Below are 16,880 nucleotides of genomic sequence, written 5' to 3'. Positions count from 1 at the left end.
ACCGCCGTGGACGTTCAGGAAGTCAGAAAGCTCGACGCCTATCTCAAGCGCGTGTTCGGCAACCCCAGGATTCGCGTGGTGCCGCGGCCGAAGAAGGATGACTCGGCCGAGGTCTATATCGGCGAGGAGTTCATTGGCGTGCTGTTCGTCGACGATGAGGACGACGACCGCTCGTTCCAGTTCCAGATGGCGATCCTCGAGGAGGATCTGGCCGACGTCGGCTAAACTACCGAGATGGCCGGGATGTCTGCGCGAAGACCCGCTTCGCGCTTTAGCCTCACGTTGAAACGCTTCATCGTGAACTCATTCCGGTCTAGCTTTGCGGTCCGTGCAATTGCTGCACCAGCCGTTCCATCGCACCGGCCAGGTCGCGCCACTCTGTCAGCCATTGCCGCGGAAAGCGGAACGTCAGGTCGGCGCCGCCGATGCGGCGTTCGCTCAGACACATGCCCGGCGTCGGCGCATCGCGGGTGCATCGCGCCACCATTGCCGGCGCATCGGCAGAGAACAAATCTTCGCCCGCATACGGCGTGCCGTCGCGGAACGCGCCCATCGACAGTCCATCCCGAGGTTGCGTCCGGGTCGCATCGAGATAGCGCGGATAGATGGTGCGGACGAGGATGTCCGGCGCCAGCGAATCGTGATGCGCGGCGATCGACAGGAAGATGCGGTCGATCGGCTGCGGCGTATCTTCGATAGTCTCGGCGGTGACATGCCTTGGCGCGTCCGGCGCCGCCAGCGAGGGATAGGCGAAATTCAGATCGACGCGTTCCTGCGGTCCCGAATGTCTCTGAACTTTTCGGCGGAAGGCGTGCTGCGGCACGTTGAACAACGTCTCGCCGATGCTGACCGGCAGCCGCTCATTGTTGTCAAACGCCTTGGGCGTCCAGGTCGGCCACAACAGCCAGGCGACTGCCGTTACCGCAGGCGCCGCGATCAGGGCGGCTGCGAGAAGCGGAGCGAGATGACCGCGCCGCGGTTTAACTGATCCGCGTGATCGGCGCGGGGCGGACGACAGCAGGGTCATGCGGCAGGGCGGGACTTTTCCGAGAGGACGAATCAGCCGCGACTATGCCACGCATTGTGGAGTTTTCATGCGGCAGGTCGGCCGCACCGCGCCGCCGCGAAAGGTCGGGACCGCGTGCCGCGTTAACCCTTCCTTAAGGATAAGGTGGCGGGGAGAGCGGTATTTTGCGAAGCAAAGGACGTCGTGGTCGTGTAACGGATGTCCTTTCGATGTCGCCGGATGCATTGAATTCCTTCTTCGCCTTGTGCCTCGGATTCGCCATCGCGGGCACGCTGGCCAGCGGCTATCAGGCGTTCGTCAAACGTCCCGCCGGCTTCGGATTGCTGCAGCAGGGCGTTGTTGCAAGAGCCTTCGCCGCGATTCCGTTCCTGGTCTTCGCTGCGCCCTTCATCATTATGCGCAACACCCTTCGCGGACGACGCATCGAACGCCGCCGCTTTGAATTCGTCATGATGGCGACCGTGATCGCCGGGTTCTGGAGCTTGATGTCGGGCACCTGCGTGGTCATGACGCTGCAGGCGGTCGGGTTGCTCGCCTGAACTACGTCGTGGCATGGTCGCCTCCTGCAGGAGGCCGTCATGGCGATTTACGAACTCGACGGGCAGGCGCCCGACCTTCCGAAAAGCGGACGCTTTTTCATCGCCGACACCGCCGCGGTGATCGGCAGGGTGCGCTTGCTCGAGAACGCGAGCGTCTGGTTCGGCGCGGTGCTGCGCGGCGATAACGAGTGGATCGAGGTCGGCGAGGGGTCCAACATCCAGGACGGCAGCACCTGCCATACCGACGAGGGTTTTCCGCTGACGATCGGAGCCAACTGTACGATCGGCCATAATGTTATACTGCATGGCTGCACCATCGAGGATGGTGCGCTGATCGGCATGGGCTCGATCGTCATGAACGGCGCGCGGGTCGGCCGAGGCTGCATCGTCGGCGCCGGTGCGCTCATCACCGAAGGCAAGCAATTCCCGGACCATTCCCTTATCGTCGGCGCGCCGGCGCGCGCCATCCGCACGCTGGAGCCGGCCCAGGCCGAGGCGATGCGAAGCGGCGCGAAATTCTACGCAGCGAACGGGCTGCGCTTCAAAAAGGGCCTGAATCGGATCGGTTGAGATTCCGGCAGTACGTTGTGCGGATCGCGGAGAATTGAGCCAAAATTCGAGCGAATGAAGGTCGCCGGAAGAAACAATCGGGCACGGCCGGCGTATGTCATCGGTGGGACGAAGGGAAGCTGGACGGAGTTCGACGATGTTGCGCAAAACGATGATCGCATTGCTGGCGGTGGCCGCGGTGGGACTGGTTTCGCCGACCATTGCCTCGGCGCGCGGTGGCGGTGGGTTTGGCGGTGGCGGTGGATTTCACGGTGGTGGCGGATTCCACGGTGGTGGTGGATTCCACGGCGGTGGCGGATTTCACGGCGGCGGCTTTGGCGGGTTTCACGGCTTCCATGGCGGCTTTCATAACCATGGGTTTCATGGCCGCGGCTTCGGTATAGGGCTCGGATTCGCGTCGCCCTATGCTTACGGCTGGGGCTATCCCTACGACGATTACGGCTATTACGGTTATTACGGTTATTACGGTTATTACGGCTATCCCTACGGCTACAGCAGCTATTACGACGACGATGGCGGCTGCTATCTGAGCCGCCGCCGGGTTCACACCCGCCATGGCTGGCGCTGGCGGCGGGTCGAAGTCTGCCGCTGATCGCGGACATCTCAACGATCTGATGGCGGCGTGCGCAGGTCGTGCGTCGCCGCTTCACGTTGCAAACTCCATAAAAAGCCGTGGTCGTCGTGCAGCCCTTGGGCTAGACATGTGCGCCGATCACAGGCTGGAGAATGCGACGATGCGGACGTTTCGATGTGCGGGGGTTTTGATGTTTGCTCTTGCGATTGCTTCGGGCGGCATCGTTCTGATCGATGCTCCGGCCACAGCAGCGGCCCAGACCGCGGAGAAAACCATGACCACAGCATCGGGTTTGCAGATCACGGATACCAAGGTGGGGGAGGGTCCGTCCCCGCAACCCGGCCAGGTCTGCATCATGCATTACACTGGCTGGCTCTATGTGAACGGGCAGAAGGGCAATAAGTTCGACAGCTCGGTGGACCGCAACGAGCCTTTCGAATTCCCGATCGGCAAGCAACGGGTGATCGCGGGCTGGGACGAAGGCATCGCGACCATGAAGGTCGGCGGCAAGCGCACTCTCGTCATTCCGCCGCAGCTCGGTTACGGCGCACGCGGCGCCGGCGGCGTCATTCCGCCCAATGCAACGCTGATCTTTGAAGTCGAGTTGCTCGGCCTGAAAGGTTGAGCCGCTGCCGGCAAAGCCGATCGGCTGTTTTCGCACTCCGGCACGCCGCGCTCCGCGGGGCGTGATCCGATCCGGGACGTGACGCTCCTTCAAGCAGGCTGCTCTGGAGCTGCCCTGAAAAGGGTGCGGCCAGCCCTTGGGGGAGGCTGGCCGCGCGCGAACCGGTCTGGGACGGGGAGGGGTATGACCGGTCGCGGGTCTCGTGTTCTCTTGTTTATCGTGAGCTGGCCGTCGCGACCGCCGGATGGTTGTCGTCGAGCGCAACCCAGACATCGGGGTCGCTTTGCGATTGCCGTTTCATGAAGCGGTAGCCGGTCTTGGTCCAGGCCAGGACGTCCTCGTTCTGGTTGTCGAGAATGAACTCGCCCTTGTCGGTTTTGACGGTCAGGACGGCATGACCGTCGCCCTGCTTGTCGCGAACCACCGTGACCAGCAACGCCTCGCGCGGCCAGCCCGCGTCGATCAGCATCTTGCGTTTCAACAGGACGTAGTCCTCGCAATCGCCGTAGCCGTCGGTCGGCAGCGACCACTTTTCGACGACGCCCCAGTGATCCTTGTCCGTCATCGGCTTGATGGTTTCGTTGACCCAGCGGTTGACCTTCAAAAGATCGCGCCAGGCGTCAGTCGTCAAAACGATATCCCGCGGCTGCGTTGCGCCGTTGTGGCATTCCTTCGGATTTTCGCCGCAGAATTCGACCCAGCCGATCGGCGCCCGCGTGGTGCTGCCAAGACTTGCATAAAGTTGCCGCGCTTCCCCGGCGCTCGCCTGCGTCGCCATCCCCCACAGGACGGCGGCAGCGACCGCCAGTCCCACTCCCTGTCCCCTGTTGAGCATTGTGGCCCCCGTTTCTTGTTGGGACCACATTTCGCACAAAGGATTTTCGTCGCCGCTAAGTACTCGAAGTGTGTTTGAGCCAAATGCAAGTAAAGTTCGCCGCTAATTGAATCTATACTTGAATCGAATTTGACTAAAATTTTAAGAGATCGCACTTGATTCAAATTTTAGATGTTAGCGATTGAAACCCGCTGGAATCGGGGTTTTCGTATCGGAATGCGCGTGGCGTTAACCGGAAAATCGCGGCGCGAGCGCGGCCTCAAACGCAGCGGAGGCCGCGGGCGGGGATCGCAAAGTCGGGAGTTTGCGTGAGCCGTCGTTTACCGGGCGGTGACGTTATCTTCGAGAGTGTCGGGATGCTGCTCGTGAACGAACTCGAGCGCGAAGCCGTCTTCCAGGTTGCGGACGACGCGGGCGAGCACTTTGCCGAGCGCGACCCGGGACTGCAGCGGCGGCCTTGTTTCGGCCGAGATGGCGGCGCCCGACATCGACAGATCGATGATCCGGCACGTCATCCTGGTGCCGTCCTCGAGCGTGAGGGTCGTGATCGGGCTGCGTGGCACGATACGGTCGTGGCGGCGGTCTTCGGGAAGGTTGAGGATATCGCGGTTGGCAAGCCAGGTGAGCTGCGCCGCCAGCCTGTCGCGCTTGCGGGGCGTTGCGCCTACGCTCATGGCGAACCCGCTGTCGATAATCCGGGTGATCTTGCCTTCGACCCGGCCGATGTGGTCGAGATAGACGACGACCCGGTCACCGACGTTGCCAATGCCGGGCGCAAGCATCGCCAGCCCACCCGGAGACATATTGATGATCTGGCACGGAAACTCGCGCCGGTCCGGCAGCATATAGCGGCCCAGCAGGTGAACCCTGACACGCTGAAATCGCCGGCGCTCAACCGGAAGGCTTGAGATTTTCTGCGCCAACGCCATAAAACGGTCCACCGGTCGACCGGTAATCGGTATTGGTAAACCCTACGGGTGTCAGGGTTAACGCGGCGTTAGCGATCCAGGGCGGCCCTTTATTGCACGGGTTCAATCCGCGCCCGGCGTTATGCGCGCGAAACACTCTTAGATGGATTCCAATCATCACATGGCGTTGGCGGCGCTGGAGGGGCTTGTTGAAACCTACCGGCCGTGGCCTCTGGAGGGAAACGTAACCCGCCTTCATGAGGGCAAGAGTCGGCCATGCTTCGGAATTCAACCACTGGTTGGGGCACCCTATCCCGTGCCTTCCACGGGATCCTTGGTATCGCGGTCATCGGTATGCTGGCCTACGGCTGGTGGATGAACCATATGGTGGCGAAGCCGGACAAGCTCTTTCATCGCTCGATCCATGCCGACATCGGCTATGTCATCCTGCTGCTGATGGTCCTCCGCCTGATCTGGCGTGGCCTCAATCCGGTCCCCGCGCCGCCGGACGGCTCACGGGTGTGGGAGCGGGCGCTGGCGCACGTCAATCACTGGGCGCTCTATGTGACCACGATCGTCGTGGCGTTGCTCGGCTGGGCCCATTCCGGGGCGCACAAACCGGATTATGCCGACTGGTTCGGGCTGTTCCGGGTGCCGCAGTTCACATCCGAGAATAAAGACAATGCCCGTTTCTTCGAGCACTGGCACATCTGGCTGGCTTATGGGCTGATCGGGCTGGTCGCGTTGCATTTCGTCGCGGCGCTCTACCATCACTTCATCAAGCGCGACCGCGTGGTGGCGCGGATGATGACGGGCGAGGGCAAAAAGGGATCGCCTCCCAGTGGGAGTCGCTTCGTTCCGCATGCCTGATTGAAAGTCGGGCGTCATCGTCCGCGAATGCGGGCGATCCGGTAATCAAGACGGGTGCGAGCGAAATTCGAGGCGTTATCGAATACTCGATACTCCGCTTTCGCGGAGTATGACGGCTCTCCTATTGCGCTAAAAAATCGTCCTGCCGATATCCGGCTTGTGCTCAGGAGTGGCCGAACACCCGCTTGAAGATCGTATCGACGTGCTTGAAGTGATAGCCGAGGTCGAACTGCTCGGCGATCTCGGCATCCGACATGTATGCCTTCACATCGGCATCGTTCTTCAGCAGCGTCTGGAAATCGCCTTCGCCGCGCCACACCGGCATGGCGTTGCGCTGGACCAGCCTGTAGGCGTCCTCGCGGCTTGCGCCCTTCTGCGTCAGTGCGATCAGGACGCGCTGCGAATGCACGAGCCCGCCGAGGCGATCGAGGTTCTTCTGCATGGTGGCGGGATAGACCAGCAGCTTGTCGATCACGCCCGCGAGGCGGTTGAGCGCGAAGTCGAGCGTCACCGTGGCGTCGGGCCCGATCATGCGCTCGGCCGAGGAGTGCGAGATGTCGCGCTCGTGCCACAGCACCACGTTCTCCAGCGCCGGCGTCACAAAGGCACGCACCATGCGGGCAAGCCCGGTGATGTTCTCGGTCAGCACCGGGTTGCGCTTGTGCGGCATCGCCGACGAACCCTTCTGACCCTCGGAGAAAAATTCCTCGGCCTCCAGCACCTCGCTGCGTTGCAGGTGGCGGATCTCGGTGGCGAGACGCTCCATCGATGATGCGATGACGCCCAGCGTGGCGAAGAACATCGCGTGGCGGTCGCGCGGGATCACCTGTGTCGAGACCGGCTCGGGGGTCAATCCCATCGCCCTGGCGACGTGCTCCTCCACGCGCGGATCGATCTGCGCGAAGGTGCCGACCGCGCCCGAGATTGCGCAGGTCGCGACCTCCTTGCGGGCGGCGATCAGGCGCTCTTTGGCGCGCGTGAACTCCGCATAGGCGTAAGCGAGCTTGAGCCCGAAGGTCACCGGCTCGGCGTGGATGCCGTGCGAGCGGCCGATGGTCGGCGTCATCTTGTGCTCGAACGCGCGCGTCTTGAGCGCCCTGAGCAGCCTGTCGATGTCGGCGATCAGGATATCGGCGGCGCGGGTGAGCTGGACGTTGAGGCAGGTGTCGAGCACGTCGGAGGAGGTCATGCCCTGATGCACGAAGCGCGCCTCGGGACCGACGATTTCGGCAAGGTGAGTCAGAAAGGCGATGACGTCATGTTTGGTCTCGCGCTCGATCTCGTCGATGCGCTCGGTGTTGAAAGTGGCGTCTTTCGCCTTGGCCCAGATGGTTTCGGCCGCCTGCTTCGGAATCACGCCGAGTTCGGCCTGGGCGTCCGCTGCGTGAGCCTCGATCTCGAACCAGATCTTGAAACGGGTCTGCGGCTCCCAGATCGAAGCCATTTCCGGGCGGGTATAACGGGGGATCATCGACGATCCTTGTTGTTTTCAGGGATGATGCCGCGCTTTAGCAGAGCCGCCGGAAGGAGACAAACGGTGCGGATTGAACGTCGAACTGGCGCCGCTTCCGCGAACGGCCTATCGTCATCCTCATGCGTTTGAAATCGAGCATATGGGTCGCGGCGTATCTGCGCCGCTGTCAGACCGAGGGCATATTCGGCGCGGTACGCCGGCGCGGTGCGGAGGAGGCTGGCGCCGTGTTCGTCAAGCTGGCGCTTCTCGACGGCAATGCGATGCTGTACGCGCCGGCGCCGCAGGCTGTATACGACGACAGCCGGCCCGTTGAACGGGTTTTTGCCCCGTCATCAAACGAGCCTGTTGCCGAGCAGGCGGTCGAAGAGCGTCTTGTGAAGGAAGTCCGGTTCGATCCGGACGCCTGGATCGTTGAAATCGAAGACAGGGCGGGGCGGCACTTTCTTGACCTGGCACGGACCTGACGGAGCGGTTTCAGCATTCGCTGTCGCCAATTTGACGCACTCCCGTGACCCCGCGCCGCAGTTTCGCCAAGCGATAGGACTTTCCTTTTGCACGAAATTACCCATGTTAGGGGCGCTTTTCCCTGCGGAGAATAAAGGAACAACCACATGAAATTAATCCAACGGGCGTCCGGCGTGATGAAGGCCTTCGCCATCGTCCTGTCGCTGGCGCTCCCCTTGATGTTTGCCGTCTCCGCGGCGGACGCTCGAATCGGTGGAGGCAAGAGCTTTGGATCGCGCGGCTCGCGAACCTTCTCCGCGCCGCCGGTCACCAACACCGCGCCGAACGCGGCGCGTCCGCTCGACCGGTCCATGGCCCAGCCCGGCCGCCCGGGCGCCGGCGCTGCCGCGACGGGTGGCTTCAAGCGGCCCGGCATGGGCATGCTCGGCGGCCTTGCCGCCGGCTTCCTCGGTGCGGGACTGCTCGGCATGCTGTTCGGCGGCGGCCTGTTCGGCGGCCTCGGCGGCCTGTCGTCCATGATCGGGCTTTTACTTCAGATCGGTCTGATCGTCCTCGTCGTCCGCTTTGCGATGTCGTGGTGGCGGCGGCGCAATGCGCCCGCTTATGCTGGAGCTGCGCCGGGTCCCGCTGCTCAGGCGAGCCCCCGCAGCGGCTTCGGTTTCGCTTCGGCATCGAACGCCCCGCCGCTGGAGATCACCCCGTCCGACTATGAAGCCTTCGAGCGTCTGCTCGGAGAAATTCAGACTGCGTGGTCGAACGAGGACGTCAACACGCTGCACACGCTGGCGACGCCGGAAATGGTGTCGTACTTCACCGAGGATCTCCGGGCCAACGACGCCCGCGGCGTCGTCAACAAGGTATCCGACGTCAAGCTTCTGCAGGGCGATCTCGCGGAAGCCTGGCGTGAGGGCACTACCGATTACGCCACGGTGGCGTTGCGCTATTCGCTGATCGACAAGACCACCGAGCGCGCGAGCGGCCGCGTGGTCGAAGGCAGCGATCAGCCGCAGGAGGTGACCGACGTCTGGACGTTCGCGCGCCTTGGCGGCGGAAAATGGGAACTGTCCGCGATCCAGCAGACCTGACCGACCGACCCTTGGCTAATCGAGAAGGCGCCACGACAACCCGTGGCGCCTTTTTGTTTGCGTTGAACGAAGGGCCTGATCGCGCATTATCTCGGGATTAAATCCGTAGCGCACGCGGGTTGCAGGGATATTGTGTTGTACATGCGCGATAAATCGATCGGAGAAAGCGATGATTGCGACTGACAGGATTGTTCCGCGAATTTGCCTTGGCCTGGCCACTGGGCTGCTTTTGGCGGCGGCTCAGCCGGCCTATGCGCAGACGGCCGACATGAGCTTCTTCGTGACCAGCGTCGGGATTGGCAACGGCGGCAATCTCGGCGGACTCGCTGGCGCCGACAATTACTGTCAGACGCTGGCGCAGGCTGCGGGCGCGGGGGGGAAGACCTGGCACGCCTATCTGTCGACCCAGGCTGCCGACGGCAAACCGGCCGTCAACGCGCGGGATCGGATCGGAAAGGGGCCGTGGCGGAACGCCAAGGGCGTCGTGATCGCGAAAGACGTGGCCGAACTGCATAGCGCCAACGCCATCAACAAGAAGACGGCGCTGACCGAGAAGGGCGAGGTCGTCAACGGCTACGGCGATACCCCCAATCGTCACGACATGCTGACGGGCTCGCAGCCCGATGGGACGGCCTTCGCCGGCACCGACGACCGGACCTGCAGGAACTGGACGAGCAGCATACAGGGCGCCGCCATGCTGGGGCATTCCGACATCAACGGTCCCGCCAGCAATCCGACCGCTAAATCCTGGAACGCGGCGCATCCCTCGCGCGGACCAGACGGCGGCTGCAGCCAGAACGATCTCAAGAGCACCGGCGGCGCCGGGCTGTTTTATTGCTTCGCGGTCAACTGACGCGGACTTGCTTGCCTATCCATCTTCTTCGGAGATGATGGATTGCCGGGTCGGCCAACACGGCGATGACGGGTAATCGAGATGTTTCCGTCCGAGCGCGAAACGCTTTAGAAACTCCGTCCGTCGATCGGCGTCAATGTGAGCTTGGACAGTTCGACGCCGTCGATGCAGCTCACATTGAGCGCCACCACTTCGGTCCCGTCCGGCTTCTTGCCGCGTGCGAACACGTCGACACCACAGTCGATACAGAGCTGGTGCCGGATCGCGTGCTTGTTGAACAGGTATTCCCTGAGATTGTCTTCGCCGGCCCGGAGCTGAAAACTTTGTGGCGGCAGAAACGTGAAGTGCAATCCCTTCTTGGTGCAGATCGAGCAGTTGCACGCCGTCACCATGGCAAGGTCCGTTGTGCACGCGAAGCGCACCTGACCGCAATGACAGCCGCCGGTGTATGTTTTCACGTCGGGCATTGGGTTCTCCGGTCCAGAACGAGCGATCAGACTACCAGATTCCAGGCAACAGCCGGTAGCGGACTTGCCCGATGTAATCCCGATAGCCCGGCAAGCCGGCGATCAGGGTTCTTTCCTCGATCACCGCACGTCCTGCGAACAGTCCGGTGAAGATCGGTGTCATTGCGGCCCCCCACCAGGATCCCAGAAGCAACGAGACTCCGAGGAAAAAGAAAATCGCGCCGCCGTACATCGGATGTCTGACGAAAGCATAGGGACCTGTGCGGATCACCTGATGTCCGCGCTCGACCTGTATCTTCACCACCGGCGCGGCGAATGTGTTCTCCCGCATCACCCAGAACGAAATGGCGAGCGACAGTATGAACAGCGCGAAACCGAGCGCCTGAAATCCGGAAGCCATGCCCGACCACTGGTGGCGTTGATCGAGGCCCATGACGATCAGCCAGATCATGCTGACCGGCCCTATTACCAGCATGAAGACCTTGTCAGCGTTCGGCTGGCCCTTCTGCATCATCGGCCGCATGCGCTCGGCCAGTAGTCCGGGATTGATCTTCGCAAACCACAATCCACCGAGGATGCTGAGACCGCCGAGCGTCGCCAGGAAAAGCCAGGCGGCCGGCCAGTGCAGGCTGCCCGCCGAGATGAACAGCAGCGCGCCTAGGACGACGATCCAGACCGTGTTCTGGATCATCGACCGGCGGATAAGGTCGCGCTTGTCATTCATGTGGGCCGCATTACCGCGACTTCGCGGCGAACTTGCGACAGCAGCAAGCTCGCCGGCGCCGAGATCGAATCGGTAGCGGAATTCTCAGACGAACCGAACAGGACTGGAAGTGGTTGGTTCGTCACTCGTCGTTGCCGCGGGACACCGCGATGGCGGCGCTGGTCTTGGTGCGGGTACAATGCATGTTCAGCCGTCGATAGCGCATCCGCACGTCATCGCCGCGCAACAGGCCCATGCGCTTGATGCAGCGGGTGACGCCTCGCAGCGTATCGGCCTTCGGGATCGTGAAGATGATGGCGGAAGCCTGCGCCACCAGATCGTAAAACTCCGGCTTCGGCTTGCGGCTGTCCGTGCCCGCGATCAGTTCGTTGGTGAACTTGCGGTTCGGACAACCGAGGATCAGTTGCCTGGCCGCGGGATGCGACAGGAAGATCGCATTGGCAGCGGTCTTTCCGACGTGCAGGCCGTCGATGTGCCTCTTGAGCTGGGCGGCGAGATCGTCGCAGCGGTCGGCGCGGGCCGGCGAGGGAGCAAGAGCGATTGCGGTGGCGAGACAGAGGCTGGCGGCGAGGCAGGCGCGCAGGCTTGTCATTTCAAGGATCTCCAAACGGAAACAATCAAGCTGGTTGGCGCGCGTAGACAGCGTCGCGTTCAAATCCGGCCAACACCTCTTTCCACGGCCCACGGCATATTCCGGAATGTCATAATGATCGCACCGGACGAGGCACGATTCACGGCTCCAGCGTCACCCGCGGGCCGTCGTCGCTTTCGACGTGAACATAACGCGGCGCGATCGGGCGCCCTCGTCCGCTGGCAACGGTTACGATGTCTTCCAGCGGAGCGGCGCGCGCATCGGCCTCCGGCCGCGAGAGGATTAAATCGGCGTGAAACAAACCCTCGGACTCGAGGCCGGTAGGGTCGATCTCGGCGGCCGCGAGGTTTGCCAGGCTGTTCTCGAACTCTTCGGCGTCGCGAAAACGACGCTGGACGAAGGTCACGCCGCTCAGCCGCTCCGTCACCAGCCCGCGCTGCGCGAATGTCTTCGCAATCGCGTCGAAAGGGAACATTCGCAGCACGAAGGAAATGATCCATGGCTTCTTCTCTGTCGCATCGAGAAGCTTGCTGAATGTTTTTTCCGTCACATAGCCGATGCAGCCCGTCGACATGATGACATCGACGGGGCGGATGATGCGCGCGCTCTCCGGCGAGAGCGCTTCGTTTTCCAGGTCGGCGACGATGCCCTGATCGAGTATCCCGACGCGCGTCGCGTAGCGAACCGCTGGCGCCGACACATCGAGGCCGATAAACCGGGCGAGCCCGAGATCGGGCCAGCTCGCATAGAAATTGTGATCGAACCGCATCAGCTCTTCCGGGCTGACTGCCTTTATTTCGCGCCGGGCATAGCGGTGGCGCAAGCCTCCGAATGTCAGCGGAAATCGGTGCACTGCGGCGTTGATGCCGTACGAGCAGCCGACATCGAGCACGACAGGTTTGGTGTTGGTGGCAGAAGCCTTGGCGGATAAAATCTGGCGGATGACGGGTTCGGCTACATCCGTGATCATATAGTCGAGATCGCCGAGGACCGAGAAATACGATCTGGGATCGTCCTGGATGTAGATGTCATCGAAGACCGCTTTCGCCTGATTGATCCGTGAGAATTCTGCTTTCAACAATGCTTCGTCCTTTTCCGAGAGTTCAATTGCCGCTCGCGCGTCTAACGCGCGCTGCTTATCGCAGAAACCAACGCGAAGATAAACCCGCCGTCGTGTGATGGGTGGATTGCGTTATAAAGCAAGCGCGGGCAATGAGAGTCCTGCCTCGCGCCACAGCGCAAACACTTCAACGATTTAAGTGTGTTGCGGCGCGATTGATGATTGGGGCGATGGCGGGTGTGATCGCAAGCCGGTCTGGCCGCAGCAGCACTGTGATGCGCCCGTCAAGCCACGCTGCGTCCTGCAAATTGGTGGGAAGGTTCGATGGGGAGGGACGAGACCCCTGACAATGCCCGCGGAATCATGTCAAACAGTATGCTCGCGATTCCTTCCGTCACGATTGAGCATTTCCAGCAGACCATGCCCGTCATTTCTCCGAACAAGCCTTATCGAATCGGTCGCTCCCGCACCGGGCTCGGCCTCTTCGCCACCAAGCCCATCAAGAAGGGCACGAAGATCATCCGGTATTCCGGGCCGCTGCTCGACTGCAACAAGGAGAAGGACGACGCGGTCGAGAACAAGTATCTCTTCCAGATCACCAACCGCTGGACCATCGATGGCTCGCTGCGCAAGAACATCGCGCGCTACATCAACCACTCCTGCAAACCGAATGCGGAATCCGACGTCAGCAAGATCAAGCGTCGCGTCGATATCCGCGCTATCAAGGACATCGCGCCCGGCGAGGAAATCAACTACGATTACGGCACCGATTACTTCAAGGAGTACCTGAAGCCGATCGGTTGCAAGTGCGACGCTTGCGAAAAGAAGCGCAAGAAGTTGCGGGCCGCGGCGCGCGAGGAGAAGAAGCGCGTCGGGGCGAGGGCCGAAAAGCGCGCCGGGGCCGCGCGCAACGGCAAAAAGCTGAACGGCCACAAGGCGGCTGCCGCCGCTCCAAAAAAGTCGGAGGCTCGAACGACGGCGACGAAGGGCCGGAGGTCAAAGAAGCGTTCTTAAGAGTCGCGTTGATCTGTCATGGCCGGTTTGGTCCGGCCATCCCGACTTGCGTCCAGCGATGCCAGGTATCCAGGTCGTCTTTGTTGTGCTGGTCAAGTTGTGCTGGTCAAGAACTGACGTGAATGGCCGAAACCATGTTGAAGCGAGGGCCTGGCGGCAAGCTGGTGAACTGACAGGCCGGCGAGCCGTCCTCGGGGTTGTTTCCGCAGACGTCGCTCTCACCGGCCGCACCGCCGGCCGGCATGATCCGCCATGCGCCGGCGAATGATGAAAATTCCGCGGTTCACCCTGAACTCTGCGCTGTCGAGAGACTATATCACAGCGTGAAGCCCGGCCAGTACATGGGAGCACGACCATGACCGCCAGCATAGTAGGGTGGGCGCACACGCCGTTCGGGAAATTGGGCGCAGAGACCGTCGAAAGCCTTGTGGTGAAGGTCGCAACCGACGCGCTGGCCGATGCCGGCATTTCCGCCGGCGACGTCGACGAGATCGTGCTCGGGCATTTTAATGCCGGCTTCTCGGCCCAGGATTTTACCGCCTCTCTTGTCTTGCAAGCCGATCCGGAACTCCGCTTCAAGCCGGCGACGCGGGTGGAGAACGCCTGCGCCACCGGATCGGCGGCGGTGCATCAGGGTGTCCGCGCCATCGCGTCGGGCGCGGCGAAGATCGTGCTGGTCGTCGGCGTCGAGCAGATGACGCACACACCCGGTCTCGAGGTCGGCCGCAATCTGCTGCGCGCCTCTTATCTGCCCGAGGACGGCGATACCCCGGGCGGTTTTGCCGGCGTTTTCGGCAAGATCGCGCAGGCCTATTTCCAGAAATATGGCGACCAGTCGGATGCCCTGGCGATGATCGCGGCGAAAAACCACAAGAATGGGGTCGCCAACCCTTACGCGCAGATACGCAGGGATTTCGGCTACGACTTCTGCCGCTCCGAGAGCGAGAAGAACCCGTTCGTTGCGGGGCCGCTGAAGCGCACCGACTGCTCGCCGGTGTCGGACGGCGCGGCCGCGCTGGTGCTGATGGATGTGGAGACGGCCCGATCCATGCGCAGGGCGGTCAACATCCGCGCGACCGGCCACGCGCAGGATTTCCTGCCGATGTCGAAGCGCAACATCCTCGATTTCGAGGGCTGCACGGTGGCGTGGCAGCGGGCGCTGGCGAAGGCCGGTGTGACGCTGTCCGATCTCTCGTTCGTCGAGACCCACGACTGCTTCACCGTCGCCGAACTGATCGAGTACGAAGCCATGGGCCTGACGCCGAAGGGGCAGGGCGCGCGCGCCATCAAGGAAGGCTGGACCCGGAAGGACGGCAAGCTGCCGATCAATCCGTCCGGCGGCCTCAAGGCCAAGGGCCATCCGATCGGCGCCACCGGAGTCTCCATGCACGTGCTGAGCGCGATGCAGCTCGCTGGCGAGGCGCCCGAGGGTATGCAGATCAGGGACGCCAGGCTCGCCGGCATCTTCAACATGGGCGGTACAGCGGTTGCGAACTACGTCTCGATCCTTGAGCCGGTGCGATAGTTTCTAACGTGCGTATCGTTCAAGGTACGCGGCAAGTTTGCGTAGCGGGGGAGGTCTTTCGGCCAGTTCCGGCGTGTATATATTTGCAAACGGGTTGCGCGCAGATGCCTTTCAAGACTCCGGAATAGAGGTCAGGATATCACAAGCGGACTCTTGCGAACGCGGCCGGGAGGAAACATGCGCACCATCGGACACCTTATTGGCGGCAAGACCGTCAGCGGCAGGTCGGGGCGGTTCGCCGACGTTTATCAGCCGATGACCGGCGAAGTTCAGGCCAGGGTCGCGCTGGCGTCGAAAGCTGAATTGCGCGAGGCGGTGGAGAACGCCAAGGCCGCGCAACCGGCGTGGGCCGCGACCAATCCGCAGCGCCGTGTCCGCGTGCTGATGAAATTTCTCGAACTGGTGGCGCGCGACAACGATGCGATGGCCGAACTGCTCGCCCGCGAACACGGCAAGACCATTCCCGATGCCAAGGGCGACATCTTCCGCGGCGTCGAGGTCGTCGAATACGCCATCGGCATTCCCGAACTGATGAAGGGCGGCTACACCGAGAACGCCGGTCCCGGGATCGACAGCTATTCGATGCGTCAGCCGCTCGGCGTTGTCGCCGGCATCACGCCGTTCAATTTCCCGGCGATGATCCCGATGTGGAAGTTCGCGCCGGCGATCGCCTGCGGCAACGCCTTTATCCTGAAACCCTCGGAACGCGATCCGGGCGTGCCGATGCGGCTGGCCGAACTGATGTTGGAGGCCGGTCTGCCGCCGGGCATTCTCAATGTCGTCAACGGCGACAAGGAGGCGGTCGACGCCATTCTCGACGACCCCGATATCGCGGCGGTCGGCTTCGTCGGCTCGTCGTCGATCGCGCACTACATTTATTCGCGCGCGGCCGCGACCGGTAAACGCGCCCAGTGTTTCGGCAGCGCCAAGAACCACATGATCATCATGCCCGATGCCGACATGGAACAGTCGGTGGACGCGCTGGTGGGCGCGGGCTATGGCGCGGCCGGCGAGCGCTGCATGGCGGTGTCGGTCGCGGTCCCCGTCGGCAAGACCACCGCCGACCGCCTGATGGAGAAGCTGATCCCGCGCGTGGAGAACCTGAAGATCGGTCCGTCCACCGATGCGTCCGCCGACTTCGGTCCGCTCGTCACCATGGCGGCGCTGGAGCGCGTCAGGAACTACGTCGAGATCGGCGTCAAGGAAGGCGCGACGCTCGCCGTCGATGGTCGCGGCTTCAAGATGCAAGGTTACGAGAACGGCTTCTACATGGGCGGTTGCCTGTTCGACAATGTCACCAAGGATATGCGGATCTACAAGGAAGAGATTTTTGGTCCGGTGCTGTCGGTGGTGCGGGCGAACGATTTCGACGAGGCGGTGGCGCTGCCGTCCGAACACGAATACGGCAACGGCGTCGCGATCTTCACCCGCGATGGCGACGCAGCGCGGGAGTTCGCCTCGCGTGTTCAGGTCGGCATGGTCGGCATCAACGTGCCGATCCCGGTGCCGGTGGCCTACTACAGCTTCGGCGGCTGGAAGCGCTCGGGCTTTGGCGACCTCAATCAATACGGCTCCGACTCGGTGCGGTTCTACACCAAGACCAAGACCGTCACCTCGCGCTGGCCCTCCGGCGTCAAGGAAGGGACGCAGTTCGCGTTCCACAGCAAGTGATC

The 16,880-nt window shown here is 62.4% G+C and carries 20 protein-coding genes; 12 read left to right on the top strand and 8 right to left on the bottom strand.

What is annotated here, in order from left to right; genetic code table 11:
- Positions 1 to 6 precede the first annotated feature (6 nt).
- Entirely contained in the window at positions 7 to 225 is a 219-nt protein-coding gene (locus tag NHAM_RS13185) for a DUF3126 family protein (protein ID WP_011511027.1), read from the top strand.
- An 88-nt stretch (positions 226 to 313) separates the two neighbouring features.
- Here the strand turns inward: NHAM_RS13185 and NHAM_RS13180 are convergent, their stop codons facing one another.
- Positions 314 to 1,027 carry a hypothetical protein gene (locus tag NHAM_RS13180; protein WP_011511026.1) on the bottom strand — a complete coding sequence of 238 codons (714 nt, stop codon included), beginning with the start codon at positions 1,025 to 1,027 and terminating at the stop codon, positions 314 to 316.
- A 209-nt stretch (positions 1,028 to 1,236) separates the two neighbouring features.
- On the opposite strand from NHAM_RS13180, the gene NHAM_RS13175 reads away from it, so the two are divergent.
- The 4 genes from NHAM_RS13175 to NHAM_RS13160 all read left to right on the top strand — a co-directional run bounded on the left by NHAM_RS13175 (position 1,237) and on the right by NHAM_RS13160 (position 3,335).
- Positions 1,237 to 1,566, top strand: coding sequence for a DUF6949 family protein (locus NHAM_RS13175; protein ID WP_041358123.1), 330 nt, complete (start codon positions 1,237 to 1,239; stop codon positions 1,564 to 1,566).
- Positions 1,567 to 1,605: 39 nt separating this feature from the next.
- Complete coding sequence (locus NHAM_RS13170) at positions 1,606 to 2,136, top strand: gamma carbonic anhydrase family protein (protein WP_011511024.1); 531 nt, start codon at positions 1,606 to 1,608, stop codon at positions 2,134 to 2,136.
- 136 nt (positions 2,137 to 2,272) lie between these two features.
- Positions 2,273 to 2,728, top strand: a complete 456-nt coding sequence (locus tag NHAM_RS13165) for a hypothetical protein (protein WP_011511023.1) — start codon at positions 2,273 to 2,275, stop codon at positions 2,726 to 2,728.
- 142 nt (positions 2,729 to 2,870) lie between these two features.
- On the top strand, positions 2,871 to 3,335 hold the full coding sequence (locus NHAM_RS13160; protein WP_011511022.1) for an FKBP-type peptidyl-prolyl cis-trans isomerase: 465 nt from the start codon (positions 2,871 to 2,873) through the stop codon (positions 3,333 to 3,335).
- A gap of 214 nt (positions 3,336 to 3,549) precedes the next feature.
- Here NHAM_RS13160 and NHAM_RS13155 read toward each other — a convergent pair whose 3' ends face one another.
- Together NHAM_RS13155 and NHAM_RS13150 are read right to left on the bottom strand one after the other, a co-directional pair.
- Entirely contained in the window at positions 3,550 to 4,170 is a 621-nt protein-coding gene (locus tag NHAM_RS13155) for a transglutaminase-like cysteine peptidase (protein ID WP_011511021.1), read from the bottom strand.
- A gap of 320 nt (positions 4,171 to 4,490) precedes the next feature.
- The gene (locus NHAM_RS13150; RefSeq protein ID WP_011511020.1) at positions 4,491 to 5,099 is read right to left on the bottom strand and encodes a PilZ domain-containing protein; all 609 of its coding nucleotides are present in this window, start codon (positions 5,097 to 5,099) and stop codon (positions 4,491 to 4,493) included.
- A 255-nt stretch (positions 5,100 to 5,354) separates the two neighbouring features.
- Here NHAM_RS13150 and NHAM_RS13145 point away from each other — a divergent pair, with 255 nt between their 5' ends.
- The gene (locus NHAM_RS13145; RefSeq protein ID WP_011511019.1) at positions 5,355 to 5,948 is read left to right on the top strand and encodes a cytochrome b; all 594 of its coding nucleotides are present in this window, start codon (positions 5,355 to 5,357) and stop codon (positions 5,946 to 5,948) included.
- 163 nt (positions 5,949 to 6,111) lie between these two features.
- Here the strand turns inward: NHAM_RS13145 and purB are convergent, their stop codons facing one another.
- Entirely contained in the window at positions 6,112 to 7,419 is a 1,308-nt protein-coding gene (gene purB, locus NHAM_RS13140) for an adenylosuccinate lyase (protein ID WP_011511018.1), read from the bottom strand.
- A 122-nt stretch (positions 7,420 to 7,541) separates the two neighbouring features.
- On the opposite strand from purB, the gene NHAM_RS13135 reads away from it, so the two are divergent.
- The 3 genes from NHAM_RS13135 to NHAM_RS13125 all read left to right on the top strand — a co-directional run bounded on the left by NHAM_RS13135 (position 7,542) and on the right by NHAM_RS13125 (position 9,825).
- Positions 7,542 to 7,886, top strand: a complete 345-nt coding sequence (locus NHAM_RS13135) for a DUF1491 family protein (RefSeq protein WP_011511017.1) — start codon at positions 7,542 to 7,544, stop codon at positions 7,884 to 7,886.
- A 147-nt stretch (positions 7,887 to 8,033) separates the two neighbouring features.
- Complete coding sequence (locus NHAM_RS13130) at positions 8,034 to 8,972, top strand: Tim44 domain-containing protein (RefSeq protein WP_011511016.1); 939 nt, start codon at positions 8,034 to 8,036, stop codon at positions 8,970 to 8,972.
- A gap of 169 nt (positions 8,973 to 9,141) precedes the next feature.
- Entirely contained in the window at positions 9,142 to 9,825 is a 684-nt protein-coding gene (locus NHAM_RS13125) for a hypothetical protein (RefSeq protein ID WP_011511015.1), read from the top strand.
- 107 nt (positions 9,826 to 9,932) lie between these two features.
- Here NHAM_RS13125 and NHAM_RS13120 read toward each other — a convergent pair whose 3' ends face one another.
- From NHAM_RS13120 to NHAM_RS13105, 4 genes are all read right to left on the bottom strand, one after another.
- Positions 9,933 to 10,292, bottom strand: coding sequence for a GFA family protein (locus NHAM_RS13120; RefSeq protein WP_011511014.1), 360 nt, complete (start codon positions 10,290 to 10,292; stop codon positions 9,933 to 9,935).
- A gap of 31 nt (positions 10,293 to 10,323) precedes the next feature.
- Positions 10,324 to 11,016 (bottom strand): methyltransferase family protein, encoded by a 693-nt coding sequence (locus tag NHAM_RS13115; protein WP_011511013.1) that lies wholly within the window; start codon positions 11,014 to 11,016, stop codon positions 10,324 to 10,326.
- A gap of 121 nt (positions 11,017 to 11,137) precedes the next feature.
- Positions 11,138 to 11,608, bottom strand: a complete 471-nt coding sequence (locus tag NHAM_RS13110) for a hypothetical protein (RefSeq protein ID WP_011511012.1) — start codon at positions 11,606 to 11,608, stop codon at positions 11,138 to 11,140.
- Between the two features lie 139 nt (positions 11,609 to 11,747).
- Positions 11,748 to 12,689 (bottom strand): class I SAM-dependent methyltransferase, encoded by a 942-nt coding sequence (locus tag NHAM_RS13105; protein WP_011511011.1) that lies wholly within the window; start codon positions 12,687 to 12,689, stop codon positions 11,748 to 11,750.
- Positions 12,690 to 13,088: 399 nt separating this feature from the next.
- Here NHAM_RS13105 and NHAM_RS13100 point away from each other — a divergent pair, with 399 nt between their 5' ends.
- The 3 genes from NHAM_RS13100 to NHAM_RS13090 all read left to right on the top strand — a co-directional run bounded on the left by NHAM_RS13100 (position 13,089) and on the right by NHAM_RS13090 (position 16,878).
- Complete coding sequence (locus NHAM_RS13100) at positions 13,089 to 13,682, top strand: SET domain-containing protein (RefSeq protein ID WP_011511010.1); 594 nt, start codon at positions 13,089 to 13,091, stop codon at positions 13,680 to 13,682.
- 355 nt (positions 13,683 to 14,037) lie between these two features.
- Positions 14,038 to 15,207, top strand: coding sequence for an acetyl-CoA acetyltransferase (locus NHAM_RS13095; protein WP_011511009.1), 1,170 nt, complete (start codon positions 14,038 to 14,040; stop codon positions 15,205 to 15,207).
- 177 nt (positions 15,208 to 15,384) lie between these two features.
- Positions 15,385 to 16,878, top strand: coding sequence for a CoA-acylating methylmalonate-semialdehyde dehydrogenase (locus NHAM_RS13090; protein ID WP_011511008.1), 1,494 nt, complete (start codon positions 15,385 to 15,387; stop codon positions 16,876 to 16,878).
- Positions 16,879 to 16,880 lie beyond the last annotated feature (2 nt).

The sequence above is a fragment of the Nitrobacter hamburgensis X14 genome, from assembly GCF_000013885.1.
Classification (GTDB): Bacteria; Pseudomonadota; Alphaproteobacteria; order Rhizobiales; family Xanthobacteraceae; genus Nitrobacter; species Nitrobacter hamburgensis.
The sequence above is the reverse complement of the archived record's forward strand: the minus strand, read 5'-3'. Positions and strand labels throughout refer to the sequence as shown.